18 protein-coding genes and 1 riboswitch are annotated in these 21,258 nt (G+C 64.8%); of the genes, 9 read left to right on the forward strand and 9 right to left on the reverse strand.

Features of this window, described 5'->3' with window-relative positions; all coding sequences use genetic code 11:
• On the forward strand, positions 1–297 hold a 297-nt coding region (locus BLP76_RS18960), incomplete at its 5' end, for a hypothetical protein (RefSeq protein ID WP_210183564.1).
• 191 nt (positions 298–488) lie between these two features.
• Positions 489–1,220 (forward strand): YiiX/YebB-like N1pC/P60 family cysteine hydrolase, encoded by a 732-nt coding sequence (locus BLP76_RS17520; RefSeq protein ID WP_092816356.1) that lies wholly within the window; start codon positions 489–491, stop codon positions 1,218–1,220.
• Between the two features lie 290 nt (positions 1,221–1,510).
• On the opposite strand, the gene BLP76_RS17525 is transcribed toward BLP76_RS17520, so the two are convergent.
• The gene (locus BLP76_RS17525; protein WP_092816358.1) at positions 1,511–2,371 is read right to left on the reverse strand and encodes a LysR family transcriptional regulator; all 861 of its coding nucleotides are present in this window, start codon (positions 2,369–2,371) and stop codon (positions 1,511–1,513) included.
• A 95-nt stretch (positions 2,372–2,466) separates the two neighbouring features.
• Between BLP76_RS17525 and BLP76_RS17530 the strand changes: the two genes are divergently transcribed.
• Positions 2,467–3,426: a quinone oxidoreductase family protein gene (locus BLP76_RS17530; protein WP_092816466.1), complete on the forward strand. Its 960-nt coding sequence runs from the start codon at positions 2,467–2,469 to the stop codon at positions 3,424–3,426.
• 62 nt (positions 3,427–3,488) lie between these two features.
• Here BLP76_RS17530 and BLP76_RS17535 read toward each other — a convergent pair whose 3' ends face one another.
• From BLP76_RS17535 to BLP76_RS17550, 4 genes are all read right to left on the reverse strand, one after another.
• Positions 3,489–4,094 (reverse strand): LysE family translocator, encoded by a 606-nt coding sequence (locus BLP76_RS17535; protein ID WP_092816360.1) that lies wholly within the window; start codon positions 4,092–4,094, stop codon positions 3,489–3,491.
• A complete protein-coding gene (locus tag BLP76_RS17540) occupies positions 4,084–5,379 on the reverse strand; it encodes an MFS transporter (RefSeq protein WP_092816362.1) in 1,296 nt (431 codons plus the stop codon). Before BLP76_RS17540 ends, BLP76_RS17535 begins: the two co-directional genes overlap by 11 nt.
• A gap of 259 nt (positions 5,380–5,638) precedes the next feature.
• Positions 5,639–6,103: an NUDIX hydrolase gene (locus BLP76_RS17545; protein WP_092816364.1), complete on the reverse strand. Its 465-nt coding sequence runs from the start codon at positions 6,101–6,103 to the stop codon at positions 5,639–5,641.
• A 132-nt stretch (positions 6,104–6,235) separates the two neighbouring features.
• On the reverse strand, positions 6,236–7,105 hold the full coding sequence (locus tag BLP76_RS17550; protein WP_200170591.1) for a LysR substrate-binding domain-containing protein: 870 nt from the start codon (positions 7,103–7,105) through the stop codon (positions 6,236–6,238).
• Between the two features lie 288 nt (positions 7,106–7,393).
• Between BLP76_RS17550 and BLP76_RS17555 the strand changes: the two genes are divergently transcribed.
• From BLP76_RS17555 to BLP76_RS17570, 4 genes are read left to right on the forward strand one after another with little or no spacing between them, the layout of a single operon-like run.
• Positions 7,394–8,554: an efflux RND transporter periplasmic adaptor subunit gene (locus BLP76_RS17555; protein WP_092816366.1), complete on the forward strand. Its 1,161-nt coding sequence runs from the start codon at positions 7,394–7,396 to the stop codon at positions 8,552–8,554.
• A gap of 12 nt (positions 8,555–8,566) precedes the next feature.
• Positions 8,567–11,659, forward strand: a complete 3,093-nt coding sequence (locus BLP76_RS17560; RefSeq protein ID WP_092816368.1) for a multidrug efflux RND transporter permease subunit — start codon at positions 8,567–8,569, stop codon at positions 11,657–11,659.
• 55 nt (positions 11,660–11,714) lie between these two features.
• On the forward strand, positions 11,715–12,416 hold the full coding sequence (locus BLP76_RS17565; protein ID WP_207145390.1) for a response regulator: 702 nt from the start codon (positions 11,715–11,717) through the stop codon (positions 12,414–12,416).
• A complete protein-coding gene (locus BLP76_RS17570) occupies positions 12,409–13,491 on the forward strand; it encodes an ATP-binding protein (protein ID WP_244514658.1) in 1,083 nt (360 codons plus the stop codon). The genes BLP76_RS17565 and BLP76_RS17570 overlap by 8 nt, the downstream gene beginning before the upstream one ends.
• A 51-nt stretch (positions 13,492–13,542) precedes the next feature.
• Here the strand turns inward: BLP76_RS17570 and BLP76_RS17575 are convergent, their stop codons facing one another.
• Positions 13,543–14,742: a YbfB/YjiJ family MFS transporter gene (locus tag BLP76_RS17575; RefSeq protein ID WP_244514659.1), complete on the reverse strand. Its 1,200-nt coding sequence runs from the start codon at positions 14,740–14,742 to the stop codon at positions 13,543–13,545.
• 1 nt (position 14,743) lies between these two features.
• On the reverse strand, positions 14,744–15,643 hold the full coding sequence (locus BLP76_RS17580; RefSeq protein WP_092816370.1) for a LysR family transcriptional regulator: 900 nt from the start codon (positions 15,641–15,643) through the stop codon (positions 14,744–14,746).
• A 157-nt stretch (positions 15,644–15,800) separates the two neighbouring features.
• On the opposite strand from BLP76_RS17580, the gene BLP76_RS17585 reads away from it, so the two are divergent.
• Entirely contained in the window at positions 15,801–16,976 is a 1,176-nt protein-coding gene (locus BLP76_RS17585; RefSeq protein ID WP_092816371.1) for a winged helix-turn-helix domain-containing protein, read from the forward strand.
• 42 nt (positions 16,977–17,018) lie between these two features.
• Here the strand turns inward: BLP76_RS17585 and BLP76_RS17590 are convergent, their stop codons facing one another.
• Both BLP76_RS17590 and BLP76_RS17595 read right to left on the reverse strand, forming a co-directional pair.
• A complete protein-coding gene (locus BLP76_RS17590) occupies positions 17,019–17,561 on the reverse strand; it encodes a GNAT family N-acetyltransferase (protein WP_092816373.1) in 543 nt (180 codons plus the stop codon).
• 131 nt (positions 17,562–17,692) lie between these two features.
• Positions 17,693–18,790, reverse strand: a complete 1,098-nt coding sequence (locus tag BLP76_RS17595; protein ID WP_092816375.1) for an N-acetylglucosamine-6-phosphate deacetylase — start codon at positions 18,788–18,790, stop codon at positions 17,693–17,695.
• Positions 18,791–19,247: 457 nt separating this feature from the next.
• Here BLP76_RS17595 and BLP76_RS17600 point away from each other — a divergent pair, with 457 nt between their 5' ends.
• A complete protein-coding gene (locus BLP76_RS17600; RefSeq protein ID WP_092816377.1) occupies positions 19,248–20,828 on the forward strand; it encodes a DEAD/DEAH box helicase in 1,581 nt (526 codons plus the stop codon).
• 164 nt (positions 20,829–20,992) lie between these two features.
• Positions 20,993–21,205, forward strand: a riboswitch (cobalamin riboswitch).
• Positions 21,206–21,258: the final 53 nt, after the last annotated feature.

Genomic DNA, 21,258 nt, shown 5'->3' on the forward strand with positions numbered 1-21,258 from the left:
GAAGGTCAGAGGTTCAAATCCTCTCCCCGCAACCATATCAAAACAATCCCCCAAAGCCCCGCACACCAAGCGGGGCTTTTGCGCGTTCTGGGGCCCAAAAAGCGGCGCCCCGACAACGCAACAAAATACCCCGCCGGCCCGACCGCTATCCCCGATCCCGCCGCGGCCAGCGCGCAGGCCGCGATTCCGGCCCGTCAGGCATCGCGGTGGTCTGCCAGCGGGATTGACCCGGGAGGCGCCGCCCTTCTACACTTTCTGATCGCGAATATCGACGAAGTGAGACTTCAGAAAATGTGAAGGGACGGATCCCGCCGGGCCGAGCCTGTGCAAGGTTTTGCTTCGGGACTCGCGACGCGCCTGGCGGGAAGCGACAGGTGATGGGGCCGGCTTTCAAGCGCCGCTCGCGCGCTGAGGGGGAGGCGGAGCGTGGGGCTGCGTCGGGACCTGCCTTGAGCATTGGCTCAACGTAAGACGATGGATGGGTCGTGATGACGACGAAGCTGCGCCGATGTCTTTCCTTGGCCATTGCTGCTGCGGCGGCCATTGCGGCCGCGGCGCTGAGTTTCTCGGTCAGCGCCTTTGCAGAGTCAGGCGAGAGTGTCGTCGAAAGGTACTTTTTCGACAAGATTCCGCCGAGCGGGGCGTTGATCTTCCAGCAGCGCGACGGCCTTGAAGGAACGGCTCTCAGCCTTGCGACGGAGAGCCCCTACACGCATGTCGGGATCATCCGGATGACCGGTGGAGGCCCTTATGTCATGCAATCCTCGCCGGAGACGCTGGGCGTCGACGAAATGCCTCTGGAGGACTTCATAGAGGCGGGCGTCGATCAGAAATTTGCGATCTATGTGACGAAGAAAGATTATCGGCCGGCCGGACAGCTGAACAGTCCCGCCTCGCTCGCGGCCTATGATTATTACTACTTCCCGTACGATGACTTCTATCGGCCGGATTCGGAGGCGATTTACAGCGCGGAGCTGATTTTCAAGATCTTCCGGGATATCGGTCATCCGATCGGACATCTGCGCAAGATCGCGGATCTGAACTTCGACACGGAGGCGGGGCGCCGGTTTCTCCTGAACGACTGGCGTGCGCGCCCCGAATGCCAATCGGGAGGCATGTCCCGGCAAGCGTGCTGGGACCGCATCCAAGCCGAGGCGATCGTCACGCCGAAGGATCTGGCCGAAGACGGGAAGCTGAAACTCTATATGACGACTTTTTAGACGCCGGCGGAACGGGGGAACCCGGGGACGAGAGCCGGGGCGCGGTCTCCGATCCGGGTGCGCGGAGACACGACGGGCATCAGAGGTTTCGGTGGTGGAGCGACCTGGGGCGTTTCACGGCTCGGAGGTGCTCTCCGAAGGCGCGATGTGGCCATCGGCAGCCCAAAACGCCCGGGCGTCCGTTCCGATTGCGCCCAATGACGGATCTTCGAGGGCCGGCATCGGATCGGAGCTTCGCCTTCAGGCGTCAGGGGCGAAGGCCCCCGGAGGCATTCTGAGAGCCTGCGGTCTCAGCTCGTTCCATGCTCTTGCGCAAGTGCGGTTTTCAAAGCCTCGATCGTGACGCGGATCCTTTCCACGGCCTTCATGTCGGAGTGAACCACCAGCCAGATGTCGCGCCGGAAGACAGGTCCATCGTCGCTCACGGCGACAAGCATCCCGTCTTGTTCGGCCATGAAGTCTGGCAAGATCGCAATGCCGGCGCCCGCCTTTGCTGCTGCGAGCTGGATTTCCGCAGTGCTGGCGGTGAAGGCGATGGGTCTGCCTGCTGCGATTTCCCGAAGTCTCACCTCTTGCGGCGCGGTCGCCATGGACCCGTCATAGCCGATGAATGTCCGGTCAGGCTCCGGCGTCTCGTCCAGATAGGACCGGCTCGCATAGAGACGAAACGTCATCACCCCGAGTTTCGTGATCGTAAATTCGCCCGTTTCGGGGCGGCTCAGCCGGACGGCGATATCGGCCTCGCGTCTTTCCAGGGCGGAACTCCGAAACTCGCCGAGGAGCCTTATCTCCAGCTTGGGATGGCGTTTTCGCAAGGCTGCGAGCGGCGCGGCGAGCCGAGCGGTCGCGTAAGCCGGCGGTGCGCTGATGACGACTTCTCCGCTCAGTTCGGCGCGTGCTCCGGCCGCCGCGCGCGCAATCGCTTCGGCGCCCGATTCCATGGTCCGGGCGATGGCCGCGATCCGCTCGCCGTCCGGCGTCAGTGTCAGACGCCGGCCGCGCCGGTCGACCAGCTTGACCTGAAGATGCGCCTCGAGCGCGGCGATCCGGCGGGCGACCGTTGCATGCTCCACCCCGAGGACGCGCGCAGCGCCTGCGAGACTGCCATGGGTGGCAAAAACCGAATAATGGCGCAGGTTCTCCCAATCCATATGTCAATATATTCACAGGCCGGGTGCAGAAAAAGGGAATTTTCTCACGCCGTGTGAGCCGTCATCCTCGTGCCGAACAGATGGAGGCCCAGATGGTGGATATTGAGGTTCGGATCGTAGCACCCGGCGAGCCGGAGATGCTTCAGGTGGTGGAGGCGGAGCCCAGGGCGCCGGGTCCCGGCGAGATTCGGCTGCGCCAGCATGCCATTGGCGTCAGTTTCATCGATATCTATCACCGCCGGGGACTTTACCCGTTGCCGGCGCCGGGGATTCCCGGTGTCGAGGGTGCCGGGATCGTCGAGGCCATCGGGCCCGATGTCGAGGGACTTCGGGTCGGCGACCGCGTGGTCTATGCCGGCGTTCCCGGCGGCTACGCTTCAACGCGGCTCGTGCCCGCCTGGCGGGCCGTTCGGCTGCCGCCGGAGGTCCCTTTCGAGATTGCCGCGGCGTCGATGCTGCGTGGCCTGACCGCGCATATGTTGCTTACGGTCAGTCATCCGGTGCGGGACGGATCAGTCCTGCTCGTTCATGCCGCCGCCGGCGGGCTCGGTGTGATGCTCACCCGCTGGGCCAAAACGCTCGGGGCCGTGGTGATCGGCACCGTCAGTACTGAAGAGAAGGCGGCTTTCGCCACAACCAATGGTGTCGATCACGTCATCGTCGGACGCACCGCCGATGTGGTGCGCGAAGTTCTGAACCTGACAGGTGGACAAGGCGCCGATTTCGCGATCGATGGCATCGGTGGGGACATGCTGCGGCAATCGCTGCGGAGCGTGCGCCCCTTCGGTGCCGTCGCCAGCATCGGCTGGGTGGCGGGTCCGGTGCCTCCGATTGGGATCGATGAACTGGGAACGGCGACATTGGCGAAACCCAGCGTCATGGCCTATGCGGCCGATCAGGCGCGCTATCCGGAAGCCGCGAAGGCGGTCATCGCGGCGTTTGGATCTGGGATCACCGCCGAGATCGGCGGGCAGTACCGGCTGAACGAGGCCGCGAAAGCGCATGCTGAACTCGAGGCCGGCCGCACGACGGGCAGCCTGGTTCTTCTGCCGTGAGGGGCGTCTTGTCGGTCATCGGGCCCGCGACGGCGCGACGTTGACGGGCAGAGCGCCGGATATCATCCCTCCGCGGAAAGGAGGGCAAAACCGACGGATGCCACCAGCATGACCGCAAAGACGACATTCACGGCGCGTCCGATTGCCGGGTCTGTCAGCATACGTGAGAAGATCGCACCAAAGGCGAGCCAGGCCGTGTTGACGATCACGATGACGAGCGCGAGTGCGGCGAGCTTGCAGACGGCATCGGCCGTGAGATCGTCCGCAATGACGGTGTGTCCCGCATAGACGGCTCCGATCGCGGCAAAAGCCTTCGGATTTGCGATCGCCAGACTGAAGCCTGGCACGAAGGCCGGCGCCTCCTCCGCGCGCGGCGCGAGCGGGCCGACGGGGGCCGTCGCGATTTTCCAGGCGAGATAGAGGATGTAGATCCCGGCGAGGATCGTCAGTGCGGTGAGGAAGACCGGCTGGGCCAGGATCAGGGTGGTCACGCCCGTCGCGATCATCACAAGGACGCCGGTCGTGCCCACGATGATGCCGACAAGGTAGCCGAGGCTGGCGCGAAAGCCGAAGGCCATGCCGAGCCCGGCAAGGCTCATCGTGGCGGGTCCGGGACTTCCCATGAGCGGAAGCGCCGCAAGCCAGAGCAGAACAAGGTCATTCGCCATAGGCGAGGCCGATGCGGGGAGCCGCACGCTCCTGAACGAGAAGATGTGCGACGGCCGAGAGGACGCCAAGGCCGATCGCAAGATACCAGATCTGATCGTAACTTCCGTAGCGGTCGAAGAACAGGCCGCCGAGCCAGACCCCGGCAAAGCCGCCGAGCTGGTGGCTCAGGAACACGAAGCCGAACAGGGTTCCCATCGCGCGCGGGCCGAACATGGTCAAAACCAGTGCGCTCGTCAGCGGCACGGTCGACAGCCAGAGCCCGCCCATGACGAGCGCGAAGATCAAGACCGAAGCGGGCGTCACCGGCAGCGAGATGAAGATCAGGATGGCGAGCGCCCGGAGCGCGTAAATCGCGGCCAGCACATAGGGTTTCGGAAATCGGGTGCCGAGATGCGAGGCGAAGAGCGTGCCGAAGATGTTGGCGAAGCCGGCAAGGGCAAGCGCCTGGAGGCCGAGCGCCCGCAGCTCGGCTGCAGAGGCTGTCGAGACGCAGAAATTCTGCACGTAGTTCGGAAGGTGGGCGGTGATGAAGGCGAGATGGAAGCCGCAGACGAAGAAGCCGGCGCTGAGCAACGTATAGCTCGAATGTCCGAATGCCTTTCGGACGGTCTGCGTGATCGAAGCGCTGTCGGCATCGTCGATCCTCGGACTGCCGTCGGCGACGTGTGCACGAAGAAACGGGATGCACAGGGCCATGGGGGCGAGGGCGAAGGTGACGACGACCAGCGTCATTCGCCAGTCGAGCCATTCGATCAGCCAGGAGACGAGAAGCGGCAGGACGACCTGTCCGGTCGACCCCATGGCGGAGGTGATGCCGAGATAGCGGCCGCGTTTTTCGACCGGCGCCGCCCGTCCGACGACGGCGAGGACGACCCCGAACGCCGTGCCGGAAATCCCCATGCCGACGAGGAGGCCGGCGCCCAGATGCTGCGCCAGCGGCGTGGTGCCGACGACGGTCACCAGCATCCCGGCGACATAGCAGAGAAAGCCGAGCCACAGGGCGCGCCGGTCCCCGAACTTGTCGGCGATGATCCCGAAGCCCGGCTGCGCCAGGCCCCAGACGAGGTTCTGAATGGCGATCGACAGCGAGAAGACTTCGATGCTGCCACCGAACAGGTCGCTCGACAGGGGCTCGATGATGCCGCCGAAGACCGACCGCACGCCGAAAGCCAAGGCGAGGACGACGCTGCCGGCGAGCACGATGATCAAGCTGCCGCGATTTTCATTGCCCCGATTGTCACGGGCGCGATTGTCACGGGCGATCGTCGTTCCATTTGCGGTCATCTCGCGTCCGCCTTCCCTTTGTCGAACCGCGGGTGTGCAGGTTGATCCGCATATCGGGATTGACGGGAAAGCTAGCAGCGCCCTACACTTTTGAATAACGAATATTCATGAACTGCGGATTTTGACTTCGTGAAGTATGTTAGGTCTTCCAGGTCGGCGCCAGGCGGTTGGGAAAAGCGACGTCCTGAGGGGGAGCGCCTTCACCGGAAAGCGATGCGGCAGAGGCTTCACCCGATACGAAAGACCCGGACGCTCCCGGTCATGAATGGTCGTTCTGCTGCAGGGTGAGGTCGGCGGCGAGACGGGCAATCCTGGCGACATCGAGACTGAGGGCAAGTCCGGCGCCGTCCAGTTCGTCGAGGCGAAACCATCGCGCCTCAAGGGCGTCATCGCCGGCGACCGGTTCTCCGGCAAGGTGTTCGCAGAGGACTGCGATCAGCACGAAATGCCGGCGAAGCCGACCGTTGTCGTCGTGGTCGAAGGCATCGACCGCGGTGAAGACCTGACGCGCCTGCCCAGAAATCCCCGTTTCCTCAAAGAGTTCGCGGACGGCGGCGGCCTCGATCGGCTCTCCGGCTTTGATCTTGCCGCCCGGAAAGCCCCAACGGCCGGCATCCGGCGGATTTGCCCGACGGACCAGAAGAATCCGTCCTTCGTGGAAGACGGCGGCGATCGTGGCGGCGATGGGGAGAGCCCCGGACGTGTGCTGTGTCGTTGGAGGCATAAGATCTCTCGATCGAGGCGGGCAGAGGCAGCGAGACGGTGAGACCTCTCCCTTCGCCGGCATGATCCTTGGTGCGAGACGTCGATGCATCCGATCCGATGAGGCAGCACCAAACTCATCGGATCGCGGGTCTCAGGGCGCGACGCGGTCGATCGTTTCCCGGCGCAGCGCCTCGCAGAGATCGTGCGCGGCGGGCGTCGCGTTTTGCGACCTGAGCAGCCTCAGTTCGATCGCAGGCAGGCTCGGCAATCCGAGACCGTCGTCGGCACACACAATGTCGCCCGGCAGACCATGTGCGGTTCTGACCGCGATGCCGAGCTTCGAGCGCAGCGCACCCCAGATCCCGGGCAGGCTCGGTGTCGTCACCGACACGCGCCAGCGCCTGTCTGTCTTATCGAGCGCGGCGAGCGTCGCCTGCCGAAAGAGGCAGGGATGATCGAACATCACCAGCGGAATCCTGTCGGGCACCGCCTGGTCGGCCAGAGCTTCGTGCATGAGCCATCGCATCGGCAGGTTGCAGAGATGCTCTCCATCGCCGCCGGCGCCTTCCGGGAAAAAGACGATTGCTCCATCGAGACGTCCGGCCCGGATTTCGTCACTCAGAGAATGGTTCGGACCGGCGCGGACCTCCACATGCGCTTCGCGATGATCCGCCGCGAACGAGGAGAGCGTCGCCGGCATGACATCGTCGAAGAAATCCTGCGGCAGACCCAGGCGGACGGTCTCCGAGGTCACGGCCGCCCCCAATGTGCGCGCGGCTTCGTCATTGAGGGCGATGATCTGGCGGGCGTAGGCGGCGAGAGCTTCGCCGGCTTCGGTCGGAACCAGGCCTCTCCCCTTTCGGACGAAGAGCTGGGTGCCGGCCTGTTGCTCCAGCTTTTTGAGCTGCATGCTGATCGCCGATTGCGACCGTCCGAGCTCGACCGCCGCCCGCGCGAAACTGCGCAACTCGATGCCGGCCACCACGGCGCGCAAAGCCTCGATATCGAAGGCAGGGTTCACTTCTCGATTCCTGAATTGGACGTTTGAATATATTCGTTATTCAAAAGCGTAAGGTGTTGTCGGCTTCAACGTCAATCCCGATGGGCGGGAATTGCGCCTGCGCGGTCGCCCGGCAACCCTCAACAGCCTCGCAAGATGCGGCGGCTTTCTGCGGTCAGAACAGATCTCGATCCCAACCATCCGGTCGGCGAGGCCGGTGGCGTCTCCACGAAATCTCCACCGTTTCTCGACCGGGTGTCGAAGGGCGCATGCCAGTGAGGGGACCGGACCCCGAGACGGATATGTTGCATGTCGCCCCGCCTTTCGATCATCGCCTTTGGCCTTTGCGCCGCCGGGCTGTCGTTGTTTCTGGTGCTTCGAGGCGAGGCGGGTTCGACGCTCGAAAGTGCATCCTCTGAGGCGCAGGGTCCGACGCAGGTCACCACGATGACGCTTGCGCCGGAGCGCGTCGTCTTGATCGACGAATTGCCCGGGCGCGTGGCCGCCTATCGCAGGGTCGAGATCCGGCCTCAGGTCGGCGGGATCATCAAGAAACGGTTTGCGGAAGGCGGGACGCAGGTCGAGGCGGGCGACATCCTGTTTGAAATCGATCCGGCCCTGCTTCTTGCCGATCGCGAAACCGCGCGAGCCGGCGTGACGCGTGCCGAAGGGGCGTTGGAGCATGCGCAGCGCGGCCTGAAACGCGCCGAAAAGCTCGTGGCGAGCAAAGCGACGAGCCGCAAGGATTACGAAGACGCCCTCAACGAGCTGACCATGGCGCAGGCCAATCTCGCCGAGGCGCGCGCGGTCTTTCACCGGCGCCAGCTCGACCTCGATTTTGCCACCATAAGATCGCCGATCAAAGGCTATGTCGGGCGCACGCTCGCCGATGAGGGGGCTCTCGCATCGACTTCCAGTCAGACGGAACTCGCCGTGGTGCAGGAACTGGACCGCGTCTATGTCGATCTGCGCGTGCCGGCAACCAAGCTCGACGGATTGCAAAGGGCAGCGAGGCAGGGGCTCGGGCCGGTCGAGATCCTCGATGCGGAGGGCAGGCCGCATCCCCGTCCCGGCAAGCTCGTTTTGTCGGACGTGACGGTGGATACGGGAACCGGCAACACGACGGTCCGCGTCGAGGTGGAGAACCCCGGCTTGCGGCTCCTGCCTGGAATGTACGTTCGAGCAAGACTGCCGCGCGGGCTCCTGCCCGATGCGTTGCTGGTGCCGGAAGATGCCGTCGTGCGCAACGGTGCCGGCGAGGCGCAGATCGTGGTCGTCGCGGACGACGGGCGGGCGGAACGGCGCGATGTGGTCCTGGGCGACGCCATCGGCCGGCGTCTCGTCGTCACGTCCGGGCTGAAGGCCGGAGAAGCCATCGTCGTTCGCGGGCAGGACCGCGTGCAGGACGGGATGAGCGTGAAAAGGGTCGCCGCCACGCAAGCCGTCTCGCCGGCCACCGGCAAGCTCTAGAGATCAGATCCCATGCCACAGTTTTTCATCGACCGCCCGGTCTTTGCCTGGGTGATTGCGATCTTCATCGCGCTCGCCGGAATTGTCGCCATTCCGCAGCTGCCGGTGGCCCGGTTTCCCGTCATCGCGCCGCCGAGCATCAGCATATTCGCGACCTATACCGGCGCGACGGTGAAGACCGTCAACGACAGCGTGGTGACGCCCATCGAGAAGGAGCTCTCGAGCGTCAAGAACGTGCTCTATTACGAATCGAGTGCCGACTCGACGGGTGGTGCCAATATCACGGTGACGTTCAAACCCGGAACCAATCCGGAATTGGCACAAGTGGACGTTCAGAACCGTCTGAAGGACGCCGAACCCCGCCTTCCGGAGGCCGTCCGGCGCGCTGGCATCAGCGTCGAGGCGGCAGAAACCGGCTTTCTCATGGTCATCACACTGAAGTCTCGCAGTGGCGACACCGAAGAGCTGGCCCTCGGCGACTATCTGACCCGCAATATCAGCGAAGAATTGAAGCGCGTGCCGGGCGTCGGCCGTGTGCAGCAATTCGGCTCCGAACGCGCCATGCGCGTCTGGGTCGATCCGGCGAAGCTGGCTGCCTACGACCTCACCATGGCCGACGTCACGGAGGCCATCAGGCGCGAAAACGCACAAGTTTCTCCCGGCCGGGTCGGGGACGAGCCGACAGTACCGGGGACGAAGATCTCGACGCCGCTAACGGTGCATGGCCAGCTGACCACGCCGGAGGAGTTCGCCGCGATCCCGCTCAGGGCACAACTCGACGGCTCGCGTCTTCTCCTGTCGGATGTCGCGCGGGTGGAACTCGGCGCTCAGACCCTTGCCTTCAGTGTCAGCAGCAATGGCAAGCCCGCGGCTGCCGCCGCGATCCAGATGGCGCCCGGCGCCAACGCCGTCAGCACCGCCGCCGCCATCGAAAAGCGCCTGGCCGAGTTGCAGCTCGCGATGCCCCGGGATATGGCGGTCACGATCTCCTACAACACCGCGCCATTCGTAAAAGTGTCGATCAGCAAAGTCGTCCAGACGCTGGTCGAGGCGATGGTGCTGGTCTTCCTGGTCATTCTGCTGTTCCTACAGAAGATCCGCTATACGCTGATCCCGACCATCGTCGCGCCCATCGCGCTTCTGGGCACCTTCGCGGTGATGATGGTGGTGGGCTATTCGATCAACGTCTTGACCATGTTCGGCATGGTGCTCGCCATCGGCATCATCGTCGACGATGCCATCGTCGTCGTGGAAAATGTCGAGCGGATCATGTCCCGGCAGGGCCTCTCGCCGAGGGACGCCACCCGTCAGGCGATGCGCGAGATTTCAGGCGCCATCGTCGGGATCACGCTGGTTCTGGCTGCCGTCTTCATTCCGATGGGGATGGCCGGCGGTTCCGTCGGTGCGATCTATCGCCAGTTCACCGTATCGATGGCGGTATCGATCCTGTTCTCCGCCTTCCTCGCGCTGACACTGACACCGGCTCTCTGCGCGACGATTTTGAGGCCTTCGAACACGCATGCGAGAGCCGGGTTTTTTGGCTGGTTCAACAGAAAGTTCGATGCGCTGAGCGCCGGCTACACCGGTGTCGTCGGCTGGATGCTGCGGCGGGGCGGGCGGATGCTGGTCGTCTATGCCGTGCTGCTGGTGGCGCTCGGCATCGGCTATGCGCGGGTGCCGACGTCGTTCGTGCCGGAAGAGGATCAGGGAAACTTCATGGCGATGTTCGAGCTGCCGGCCGGGGCCACGGCCGAGCGCACGCGCGAGATCGTCGCAACCTATGAGGCTCACACCGCGTCCCGTCCCGATATCGTCGAGAGCATCGTCATTCTGGGCTTCGGCTTTTCCGGCTCCGGTCCCAACGCGGCGCAAGCCTTCACCAGCATGAAGGATTGGAGCGAGCGCAAGACCACGGTGAACGAAGAGATCGCGGCAGCCGAGGCGGCGATGGCGGATATTCCCGAAGGCACGGCGATGATCATGAAGCCGCCGGCCATCGAATCTCTCGGCACCACATCCGGCTTCGCTCTCAGGCTCGAGGATCGGGCCAATTCCGGTCCGGCAGCGCTGAAGGCGGCCGAAAACCAGCTGATCGCGCTCGCATCCGAGAGCAGGCTCTTGACCGGCGTGATGACGGAGGGTCTGCCCGACGGCCAGAGCATCGCGCTCAAGATCGATCGTCAGAAGGCGCTGGCGCTCGGCGTTTCCTTCTCGGCGATCAGCGATATGATTTCGACCGCGATCGGATCGAACTACGTCAACGACTTTCCGAACAAAGGCCGGCTTCAGCAGGTGGTGGTGCAGGCCGATGCGCCGGCCCGGATGCATGTCGAGGATGTCCTGCGTCTTCAGGTCCGCAACATCGAGGGCGGCATGGTGACGTTGTCTGAAGTCGTCGAACCCTTATGGGAGACATCACCCCTGCAATTGGAGCGCTACAACGGCTATCCGGCGGCGCGCATCTCAGGTTCGGCCGCGCCAGGGGTGTCGAGCGGCGCGGCGATGGCCGAGATGGAGCGCCTGGCGCAACGTCTGCCAAAAGGCTTCGCGCTCGAATGGACCGGGCAATCGCTGCAGGAAAGACAATCCGCAGCGCAGGCCCCCATGCTCCTGGGCGCCTCGATGCTGGTCGTATTCCTCGTGCTCGCGGCCCTCTACGAAAGCTGGTCGATCCCGCTGGCGGTCATGCTGGTGGTGCCCCTCGGCGTCCTGGGCGCGGTCGTGGCCGTGCTGGCGCGCGGGATGGAGAATGACGTGTTCTTCAAGGTGGGGCTGATCACCATCATCGGGCTTTCCGCCAAGAATGCCATTCTCTTGGTCGAGTACGCCCGACATCTCAGGAATGACGGAATGAGCCTCTATCGGGCGCTGCTGCGGGCATCCCGGTTGCGGCTTCGGCCGATCGTGATGACCTCGCTCGCCTTCATCCTGGGCGTCGTACCGTTAATGATCGCACAGGGCGCGGGGTCCGAAATCCAGAATGCCATCGGGACCGGCGTGTTCGGCGGAATGCTTTCCACGACGGTGCTGGCGGTGTTCTTCGTGCCCGTGCTCTACGTTGCCGTCAGCAAGCTGAGCATGCCGAAATCGTGGCGAAAAACCTGAAACAGTGGGTCTCAAACGAGTGAAGATGCAGGTGCAGTGTGTCGGGAATTGAAGAATGGCCATCAACAACGCGTTGATTCTGATCGTCGAAGACGAGCCCGAGATTGCCGACATCATCGCGGCCTACATGTCGCGCGAGGGTTTTCGGACCATCACCGCGGGCGATGGGCGTGTCGGGCTCGAGCATCATCTGCGCCTGCGGCCCGATCTTGTGGTCCTCGACATCAAGCTGCCGGGACAGGACGGTTATGAGGTGCTGGCGGCGATCCGCCGGCGCGGCGATACGCCGGTGATCATGGTCACGGCGCTGGCCGAGGATCTTGACAAGCTTCAGGCGCTGCGCATCGGTGCCGACGATTATGTCGTCAAACCGTTCAACCCGCTCGAGGTCGTGGCCCGCGCCAAGGCCGTGCTGCGGAGAACCATGGGGCGCGGCAGCGAGCAGGTGCTGCGCGTCGGGCCGCTGAGCGTGGACCCACAGGCTTATCGCGTCGAGGTGGAAAGCCCGACGGGCGCAGTGGCGCTCGAGCTGACGCGCACCGAGTTTCGTATTCTCGCACATATGGCCGCGAGCCTGGGCAAGGTGTTCGAGCGCTCCGAACTGGTCGATGCCTGCCTGCCGGAAGGGGAGGCGCTCGACCGGACGGTGGACAGCCATGTCAGCAATTTGCGCCGCAAATTGGCGGCGGTCGGGGCCGACGGGTTGCTTACGGGTGTGCGTGGCGTGGGTTACCGGCTGGACAGCCCCCATGGCTAGAAACCTGAATTCCCTGATCGTCCGCGCGATGATCGCGTTGACCCTGCTTGCCTTCGCCGTCGTCTATTTCGGGCTGACCGCGTATTTTTTCTTCATCTACGAATGGCTCTATCCGGAGTTCACCGAAGACGATTTTCTGCGCACCGGCGACGTCGTCACGTTGGGCCTGCTTCTGGGAATCGGCATATCGACCGTCTCATTGCTCGGCTGGATCCTTGCGCGGCGGATCGTGGAACCGTTGAAATCGGTTGCCGGGGCTGCGCGCCGGGTCGCGGAGGGGGATTTCTCCGCACGCGCCTCCCTGCGCCGGGGCAATTTCGGCGAGGCGGGCGATCTGGTCGACGACTTCAACCAGATGGCGGAACGGCTGCAGCGGGCCGAGGCCGAGCTGCAATATTCGAATTCGGCAATCGCGCATGAATTGCGCACGCCTTTAACCATCCTGCGCGGGCGATTGCAGGGCCTCCTGGATGGCGCCTTCGCCCCCAGCGCCGAACTCTATGGAAGGCTCATCGAGCATGTGGACGATCTGTCGGCGATCGTAGAGGAATTGCGGACCTTGGCGCTGAGCAATGCGGGTCAGCTCGATCTGCAATCTTCGCGTCTCGATCTGGCGGTGGAGGCCGAGGCGGCGCTGACCTCGCTTGAGGACCAGCTCGGCGAGGCCGGGATCGCAACGAGCTTGGATCTGAGGAGCGCCGTCACGAGCGGCGATCGCTCGCGCCTGCGACAGGCCTTCGTGGCACTTCTCGAGAATTGCTGCCGGTACGCACCGCATAGCACCGTCAATGTCGAGACCGGGGTCGCGGGGCAGCAGGTCTTCTTCCGCTGCACCGACACCGGGCCGGGCCTCTCCGACGAGGCCCGGCTGCGCGCTTTCGAGCGGTTCTGGCGTGCCGACGAATCGCGAGGGCGGAGTGGCGGCGGCTCAGGCCTGGGCCTGCCCATCGTCAAGGCGATCGCGCAGGCGCATGGCGGCGATGCCGTGATCCTTGCGTCGGACGGCCCTGGCCTTGCCGTCGAAATCCGGCTGCCGGTGGAGCGCCTGGGAACGCGGATCGACCGGCGGCCGTGACCCGCATCGGAGAGGGATGCGCTCTCTGGCCGTTCGCTCTCATGCCCTCGTTCAGGTGCGACGTACCTTGAAAACCGAGGCTTTTTCGGGCGTCGCTCGTTTCATGCAGATCGTGGCTGCGATGAAGAGCGCGGCGCTTGCGATCAGGAGCGGCGCGTCGAAGGACTGGCTCTGCCGATAGAGCGCATTGGTGACGAGAGGCCCGACGATCTGGCCGACGCCGTAGGAGGCCGTCATCACTGCCAGGATGTTGACGCGGGCTTTGGCTGCGATCTTGCGGGCGGCGGGCATGGCGATGGTCACCGTCCCCATAAAGGTTCCGCCGACGAGAAGCGCGCTTGCGAGAGAGGCCGCCGGCATGTGGATGACGGGCAGGCCGACGCCGACGGCCTGGAGCAGCAGGTTGACGACAAGGCTCTTTGCGGTTCCGAGCCGCCGATGAAGGACGTGCCAGAAAAAGCAGGACGGCACGGCGCCGAGCCCGAACACGGCCCAGATATGCAGCGGGTTGAGGTCCGCAAACGAGGTGCGCACGAGGAGCGGCAGGTAGGTCGCGGTGATGATGTAGCCGAAACCCGCGAGGCCGTAGACGAGAACGAGGCGGCCCGCTCCGAACGGGGCGGAGGCCTCGCCGTCAGCTTCATGCGGCAGGGTTGGAGCCGGGGCGCCGTCGACGCGGGCCTGCAGGATGATCGTGAGGATCGTGAGTGCCAGTGCCGCGGCCGCGAGAACGAGCCAGATGGCAGGACTTGGCAGGGTGAGGAGATCGCCCGCGGCGACGAGTTCGGCGGAGACGAGGATGCCGAGGCCAACGCCGGCAAAGAGGGCCGGGGCGCCGTCGTGATGGCCGCGTTCATGGATCAGCCAATGCGAGGCGGCAACCATGGCGACGGCGCTGAAGATGCCGGCGAAACCGCGCACGACGACGATGAGCCATTCCGGCAGCGGCAGGCCGAGCGCTGCGAGCGCGGCGACCGTCGCGATGGCGGAAAAGGCACAGAGCTTGCGGCCGGCTGCGCCCGTCACGAGGCCCAAGAGCAGCGCGCCGATGAGATAACCGGCATAATTGGCGGATGCGGCGTAGGAGCCGCCCTCGACGGAGATCTGGCCGCTTTTCACCATCAAGGGATAGAGGCCGGTGAAGGCGAAGCGGCCAAAACCCATGCCGATGACGAGGATGAGGGCGGCGGCGATCCCCGCCAGCCGTTCATTGCGCGACATCTCACGGCACGGCATCTCAGTGCGGGGCATCTCATTGCGGGGCATCGGGGCTCTCGGCGATGTCCGAGAAAGCACGAAGCGTCTTCCGAAATTGCAGGACAGCCGGGGTCTTAAAGCCCGGCCTTTCGGCGAGACAGGTCTCGATCGTCATCAACGGCTTGATCGTGAAGCGGCCCGCTTCGGGTACGAGATCGAGAACGCTGCGCGGCAGCAACGAGAAGCAGGTTCCTGCCGCGGTCAGGGCGATCATGGCGTGATAGGACCTGACCTCCTGAAACTGGAGCCGGGCGGATCTGGTGCCGCCATCCGTCACCCATTCCTCGGCGAGAAAGCGATAGGTGCAGCCGGGCGCAAATGCGGCAAGCGCGCGGGGCTTGATCTCCTCGGCGCGTTCGATTTCCGGATGCCCGGGCGGCAGCAGGAGGACGAGCTCTTCGCGGAAGAGCGGCGTCGTCGCCACCTCGTCGGCTCCAAACCACGCTGCGCCGGGCGGCAGGGCGATCAAGGCGCAGTCGATCCGGTGCGTGAGCAGGGCGTCGACGAGCTGACGGGTCGGCGCAGTCGACAGATCGATCGTCACTTCCGGCCATTTCGCGTTGAACTCGGCCAGGGGCAGAGGCAGGCGGGCGGCGACCGTCGATTCCATGGAGCCGACGCGCAGAGTGCCGGCGGGTTCCTTCGGATTGACGAGCTGTTGCGCTTCCTCGGCAAGATTGAGGATGCGGTCGGCATAGTCGAGATACGCCACGCCTTCGGCCGTGAGCGTCATGGCCTTCCTGTCGCGCTGAAACAGCGGCACGCCGATTTCCGCCTCGAGTTGCTGAATGCGCGTGGTGACGTTCGATGGCACGCGCCCGAGCAATTGAGCGGCGCGGGTGATGCTCTGCTCCCGGGCCACCGTGCGGAAGATGGCGAGCGATGCCAGATCCACGAAAATTCCCCAATGCGAAATATAGCGGCCAGGTTGTTCATATAAAAAGAATAAGAGTCAACGGCTTTTTCCGTCCGAAGAACGTTTCTGGCCCGTGCTGGGTATGCGAGACGGTCTGCTAGGGTGTCCGGAAAGATACGGACGCCGCAGGAACGGAATGGATCATCTCGACAGGATCAGCATGGCCGAGGCGCGCCGCATTGCGCTTGCGGCACAGGGTTTTGGTGTCGCCCGTCCGGCCAATCCGAGCTCGGCGAACCTGCGCCGGGTCCTCGACCGGGTTCAGCTTCACCAGATCGACAGCGTCAATGTTCTGGTGCGGGCGCATTATCTCCCGGCTTTTTCCCGGGTCGGCGCCTATGACCGTGATCTTCTCGACAGGCTCGCCTGGGGGCCGAAGCGGCAGCGCAAATTGTTCGAATACTGGGCGCACGAAGCCTCGCTCGTGCCGTTCGAGGTCCAGCCTTTGCTACGCTGGCGCATGGCGCAGGCCGACCGCGGCGAGGCGGGCTGGACGTCGATGCGCCGATTTGCACGCGAGCATCGGGCGGAGGCCATGGCGGTGCTTCAGCGAATCCGTGAGGAGGGGCCGCTTTCCGTCTCCGATTTCGAGGCACACAAGGGCCGTCCGGGCTGGTGGGAATGGAGCGGCACCAAGCGGGCGCTCGAATGGCTGTTCTGGGCCGGTCATCTGACGACGGCGACGCGGCGGGGAAATTTCCAGCGGGTCTACGACCTTCCCGAGCGCGTTTTACCCGCCTCTGTCCTCGATCAGCCGACGCCTTCTGAGGCGGATGCCCATCGCGCCTTGATCGAGCGTGCCGCACGGGCGCACGGCATCGCGACGGATCGCGAATTGCGGGATTATTTCCGGCAACCGCCGGGGCCGGCACAAGAGGCGATATCCTCGCTTGCCGAGGACGGGGTTCTTTTGCCTGTGAGCGTGCCGGGCTGGCGGCACGCCTGGCTCCATCGCGAGGCCCGCCGTCCGCGCCGGATCAATGCGACGGCGCTTCTCGCCCCATTCGATCCGCTGGTCTGGGAAAGAGACCGCGCCGAGCGTCTGTTCGGCTTCCGCTACCGCATCGAGATCTATGTCCCGGCGGACAAGCGGCAGTACGGCTATTACGTGCTGCCGTTCCTGTTCGGCGACAATCTGGTGGCCCGCGTCGATCTCAAGGCGGACCGACCGAACGCACGGCTTCTCGTGCAGGCGGTGCATTTCGAGGCGGATGCGCCGGACGAAAGCCGCGAGGCGCTCCTTGAGGAACTCGAAAGAATGGCGGCGTGGCTCGGGCTCGAGGAGGTGTCGTTGCCGTCCGGATGGTCGTGACGGCAGGGTGCCGGAATGGGGCCCGGCACTCTCCCTTGCGTATCAGAGCCCGGCCTTCCTCTCCCATTCCTTGCGCAGGATCGCGTATTGCATGGTGTTTTCGAAGACCGGATTGCCGGCCTCGTCCTTCATGAACGAGACGTATTCGATGAAGAGGCCCTCCCGGCGCATGCCGAGCCGCTCGCAGAGGTGCTGCGAGGGATAATTGGTGTCCTCCACATAGGCGTAGAGACGGCGCGCGCCTTTTGTCGTGAAGAGATGCGCGAAGAGGCCGCGGGCGGCCTCCGTGGCAAATCCCGCGCCGGAGAAAGCCTTGTTGAAGTTCCAGCCAAGCGCATAGGTGTCGTCGCCTTCGAGCACGGCGAAGAGATCGCCGATCATCTCGCCCGTGTCGCGCAGGCAGACGGCGACATCGCTGTCGCTTTCGGCGCGTCTTTTCACCTCTTCTTCGGCCGCCGCGAGATCGGCAAGCCGCATGGAGAAAAAGCAGCTCACGGCCGGTTCCTTCAAATAGGCGAAGAGCCCCGGGGCATCGCGCGTCTCGAAGCGCCTGAGGATCAGCCGGTCCGTCTCGATAGGCTCCATTCGTCTCTCTCTGCTTGGTTGGCTCTGTGCCGCGATGAAAGCGAGGCGTGGCGCGCGATCATGTCAGCGGTGCGGCAGCTCGATCGGTCGGGACGTCCGGTCGCAAGGAAGTTTGCCGGTGCGGCGGCGCGTCAGATGTCGATGCGGTTCAGATCCGCGTCGAGGGCGAGGATTTCATCGACGGTGCGGCCGGGCTCGACCGCCGGGGGGATGAGCCCGATGGCAGCGTTCGGGATGTCGGTTGCCATGGCGACGGCCTCTTCGAGGGGGAGGCCGACATGCAAGACTGTGTTCCTGAGGCAGGTGAGAAGGTCGACATGGGCGCCGGCAAGGGCGCTAGCCGCATTCACGAGGGCGCCGTCGCACACGCGAATTTCCTCGCCATAGAGCTCGAAATGGTCGGGCCCGCCGACCGTCGCCATGGCGTCGGAGACGAGGAAGGTCCGATTTTTGAGCGGGCGGGCGCGGCAGGCGATCGCGACCATCGGCCAGGAAACATGGTGGCCGTCGACAATGATGCCGGCATAGGCGCTGCTTGCGAGCGCCGTGCCGAGGATGCCGGGAGCACGCGAGGTCATCGGCGGCATGGCGTTGTAAAGATGCGTGAAGCAGGAAATGCCGGCGGCAAGGCCCGCCTCCGTCTCCGCGGCGTCGGCGGCGCTGTGGCCGGCTGAAACGACGACCCCCATCTCCGCGATCTCACGGATGAGGTTCGGCGGGACGATCTCGGGCGCAAGCGTCAACATGACCGGGATGCCCGCCGCGCGAAGACGCTCCAAGATCGCCAAGGTGGCGCGATCCATCGGCCGCATATGGGTGGCGTCGTGGGTGCCTTTGCGCTCCGGGTTGAGATGCGGGCCTTCCAGATGCACGCCGAGGAGACCCGGCATGCCCCAGGCCTCGATGATCGCCTCGGCGGTCGCCCGCATGCGTTCAGCCGTGGTGGTGATGAGGGTCGGAAGGAGGAAGCCGGTGCCGAGGCGGCGCTGGGCGGCGACGATCGTTTCGATCGCGGCGGGGCTCGCATCGGAATTGAGCATGACGCCGCCGCTGCCATTGACCTGAAGATCGGTGAGGGCGGGGATGAGGAGATGCGGCGCGAGATCGGGCGCCTCATGCGGGCCAAGTGGCCGGATGCGGGCGATCGCACCCGCCTCGATCTCCACGGCAAGGCCGGTCTCAAAGCGGCCATCCATCCAAAGACGGGTCGGGGCGATCAGGCGGGTCACGGAATGAGATCCTCTGAGAAAGACCTGGATACGAGCAGTCTGCGGGAGACGCGGCGGCTCAAAAAGACTGAGCGCTGCAGCGCCGCTTCGCGGTCCGAGCGCGAACAGGCTCGGAGATACGCGCGCGGGCCGATAGCGGCAAGAGCGAGAGGCGGGGAACGCCGCCGGCGAACGCTGCCCGATCCGAGATGCAGGCCGCCCGACGCGCCTCCTTTTAGGGGCGGGCACGCGATTGCGGTTGCCAATTGCCGCAAGGCGTGGTTCAAGGGCGTGATGACCCCGCGCGTAGAGGCGTTCGTCGCCGTCGGTGGTCACAAGCAACTTTCCGTATCGATCGTTGCCCCGAAGACGCCCGTTGAGGCGTAAGCTCCCGGCAGCTGATCTACGCAGGCTTCCAAAACCAAGTGACACAGCTCGCGCCGGCCGTCTCAGGCTGGCCGCGACGAGAAAGCTCATATTGACACTTTTCAATGAACTCGGCCTTGCCGAGCCGATCCTTCGTGCCGTTGCCGCCGAAGGCTATACCAATCCGACTCCGATTCAGGAGCAGGTCATCCCGACCATGCTTGCCGGCCGCGATCTTCTCGGTACGGCGCAGACGGGGACCGGCAAGACGGCGTCCTTCGTGCTGCCGCTTCTCGACAAGCTCAGCCGCACCATGGTGCCGGCCGCACCGCGCACATGCCATGCCCTCATCGTCGTGCCGACGCGCGAGCTTGCCCAGCAGGTCGCCGACAGCGTGCGCAATTATGGGCGCTTTGTGAACATGTCCTCGGCGGTCGTCATCGGCGGCGCCCGTCCCGGGCCGCAGGTGAAGGCGCTGTCGCGCGGCGTCGATTTCATCATCGCAACGCCCGGGCGGCTTCTCGACCATATGCAGACCGGTGCCGTCCGCCTCGACCAGACCGATGTCGTCGTGCTCGACGAGGCCGACCAGATGCTCGATCTCGGCTTCATGCCGGCGATCCGCAAGATCCTGGCGAAGATGCCGCGCGAGCGCCAGACGGTGCTCCTGTCGGCGACGATGCCGCCGGCGATCCGCAAGCTTGCCGGCGATTTTCTCCGCCAGCCGGCGGAAATCTCCGTCGCTCCGGTGTCTCGTCCGATCGAGCAGATCGCGCAAAGCGTCATCAACGTGGCAAGCGCCGGCAAGCGCGACATGCTCGTCGATATCCTGGGCGCAGCCGACATGGAGCGTGCGATCGTCTTCACGCGCACCAAGCGCGGTGCCGACAAGGTGAGCCAGCATCTCGACAAGGCGGGCCTGCGTTCTGCGGCGATCCATGGCAACAAGAGCCAGAATCAGCGTGAGAAAGCGCTCGGCGCCTTCCGCAACGGCCGTGTGGCCGTTCTGGTCGCGACCGATATCGCAGCGCGCGGCATCGATATCGACGACGTCTCGCATGTCGTCAATTTCGAGCTGCCGAACGTGCCGGAAGCGTATGTGCACCGCATCGGGCGTACGGCACGTGCCGGCAAGAGCGGCATCGCGATCTCGCTGTGCGATCATTCCGAGCGCGGGCTCTTGCGCGATATCGAGAAGCTGATCGGCAAGAGGATCGACGCGCATGGCGCGACACCTCGGCGCGAAGGTGGCGAGGTGGTTGCGATGCGCGCGGAGGCCGTCGGCGAAGCCGATGAGGCTCAGGCCCAAAACGGGCGCCAGCAGGCGGGCGAGCGGCGCGACGAAAGATCACGCCAGCCCGGCAAGCGCAATTCGCCTTCCTGCAATCGCAGGCGCTCGGGCAAACCGGCCGCCTTCGAGGCGCGCAGCGAGGGCCGCAGTGAAGGCCGTAGTGAAGGCCGCAATGGCGAGACCCAGAAAGAGGGCCGCAATCGTCGGCCCGAGGGCGCGGAAGCAGGCCGTTCGGCAAAGCGTGCGGACGCCGGAGCGTCCAAGAACCGCAAGGGTGGCCGCGATGGTCGGCGCGACGGTGGCCGCGGAAACGAGGGCGCCCAGGCCGGTCTGGAACGGATGCTGCGCAAGAGCGGCAAGTCGAACGCCGGCGCCGGCGACAAGCGGGTCGCCGCGTACTGAACGTCGTCACACCGATTGATTTTAAGAGGCCGGCCGCCCTTGTGCGGTCGGCCTTTTTTTATTCCGCAGGACGCCGTTCGGCGCCGTCTGTTGCCCGCATAGGCAAGCCATGCCGGACATAGCAGCCAGCACCGCACGGCATTGACAATTGTGACCATTAGCCGGCAGATGGGGGCGTCAATGGTTTCCGGACGCAAAGCGACCGGATTAAAAGGGAACACGGTGAGGCGTACCCAGCAGGGACCAAAACCGTGGCTGCCCCCGCAACTGTGAGCGGCGAGCAGGGCTTCAAGATGTCACTGGCGCATGGGCGCTGGGAAGACGAAGCCATGCTGTGACCCGCAAGCCAGGAGACCTGCCGCTGACGCGCGACGCCGGGCGACCGGTGCCGCACCGCAACGGACGCCGGGGTGAGCGTCTGGCGGTGGAA

Origin of the sequence: Afifella marina DSM 2698 (assembly GCF_900102695.1) — a bacterium.
Classification (GTDB): domain Bacteria; phylum Pseudomonadota; class Alphaproteobacteria; order Rhizobiales; family Afifellaceae; genus Afifella; species Afifella marina.

What these genes read in the sequence shown, in the direction of transcription:
- BLP76_RS17520 (WP_092816356.1), top strand. Translation starts at nt 489, where the DNA reads ATGACGACGAAGCTGCGCCGATGTCTTTCCTTGGCCATTGCTGCTGCG.
- BLP76_RS17525 (WP_092816358.1), bottom strand. Translation starts at nt 2,371, where the DNA reads ATGGATTGGGAGAACCTGCGCCATTATTCGGTTTTTGCCACCCATGGC.
- BLP76_RS17535 (WP_092816360.1), bottom strand. Translation starts at nt 4,094, where the DNA reads ATGGCGAATGACCTTGTTCTGCTCTGGCTTGCGGCGCTTCCGCTCATG.
- BLP76_RS17540 (WP_092816362.1), bottom strand. Translation starts at nt 5,379, where the DNA reads ATGACCGCAAATGGAACGACGATCGCCCGTGACAATCGCGCCCGTGAC.
- BLP76_RS17545 (WP_092816364.1), bottom strand. Translation starts at nt 6,103, where the DNA reads ATGCCTCCAACGACACAGCACACGTCCGGGGCTCTCCCCATCGCCGCC.
- BLP76_RS17555 (WP_092816366.1), top strand. Translation starts at nt 7,394, where the DNA reads ATGTCGCCCCGCCTTTCGATCATCGCCTTTGGCCTTTGCGCCGCCGGG.
- BLP76_RS17560 (WP_092816368.1), top strand. Translation starts at nt 8,567, where the DNA reads ATGCCACAGTTTTTCATCGACCGCCCGGTCTTTGCCTGGGTGATTGCG.
- BLP76_RS17565 (WP_207145390.1), top strand. Translation starts at nt 11,715, where the DNA reads ATGGCCATCAACAACGCGTTGATTCTGATCGTCGAAGACGAGCCCGAG.
- BLP76_RS17570 (WP_244514658.1), top strand. Translation starts at nt 12,409, where the DNA reads ATGGCTAGAAACCTGAATTCCCTGATCGTCCGCGCGATGATCGCGTTG.
- BLP76_RS17575 (WP_244514659.1), bottom strand. Translation starts at nt 14,742, where the DNA reads ATGCCCCGCACTGAGATGCCGTGCCGTGAGATGTCGCGCAATGAACGG.
- BLP76_RS17585 (WP_092816371.1), top strand. Translation starts at nt 15,801, where the DNA reads ATGGATCATCTCGACAGGATCAGCATGGCCGAGGCGCGCCGCATTGCG.
- BLP76_RS17590 (WP_092816373.1), bottom strand. Translation starts at nt 17,561, where the DNA reads ATGGAGCCTATCGAGACGGACCGGCTGATCCTCAGGCGCTTCGAGACG.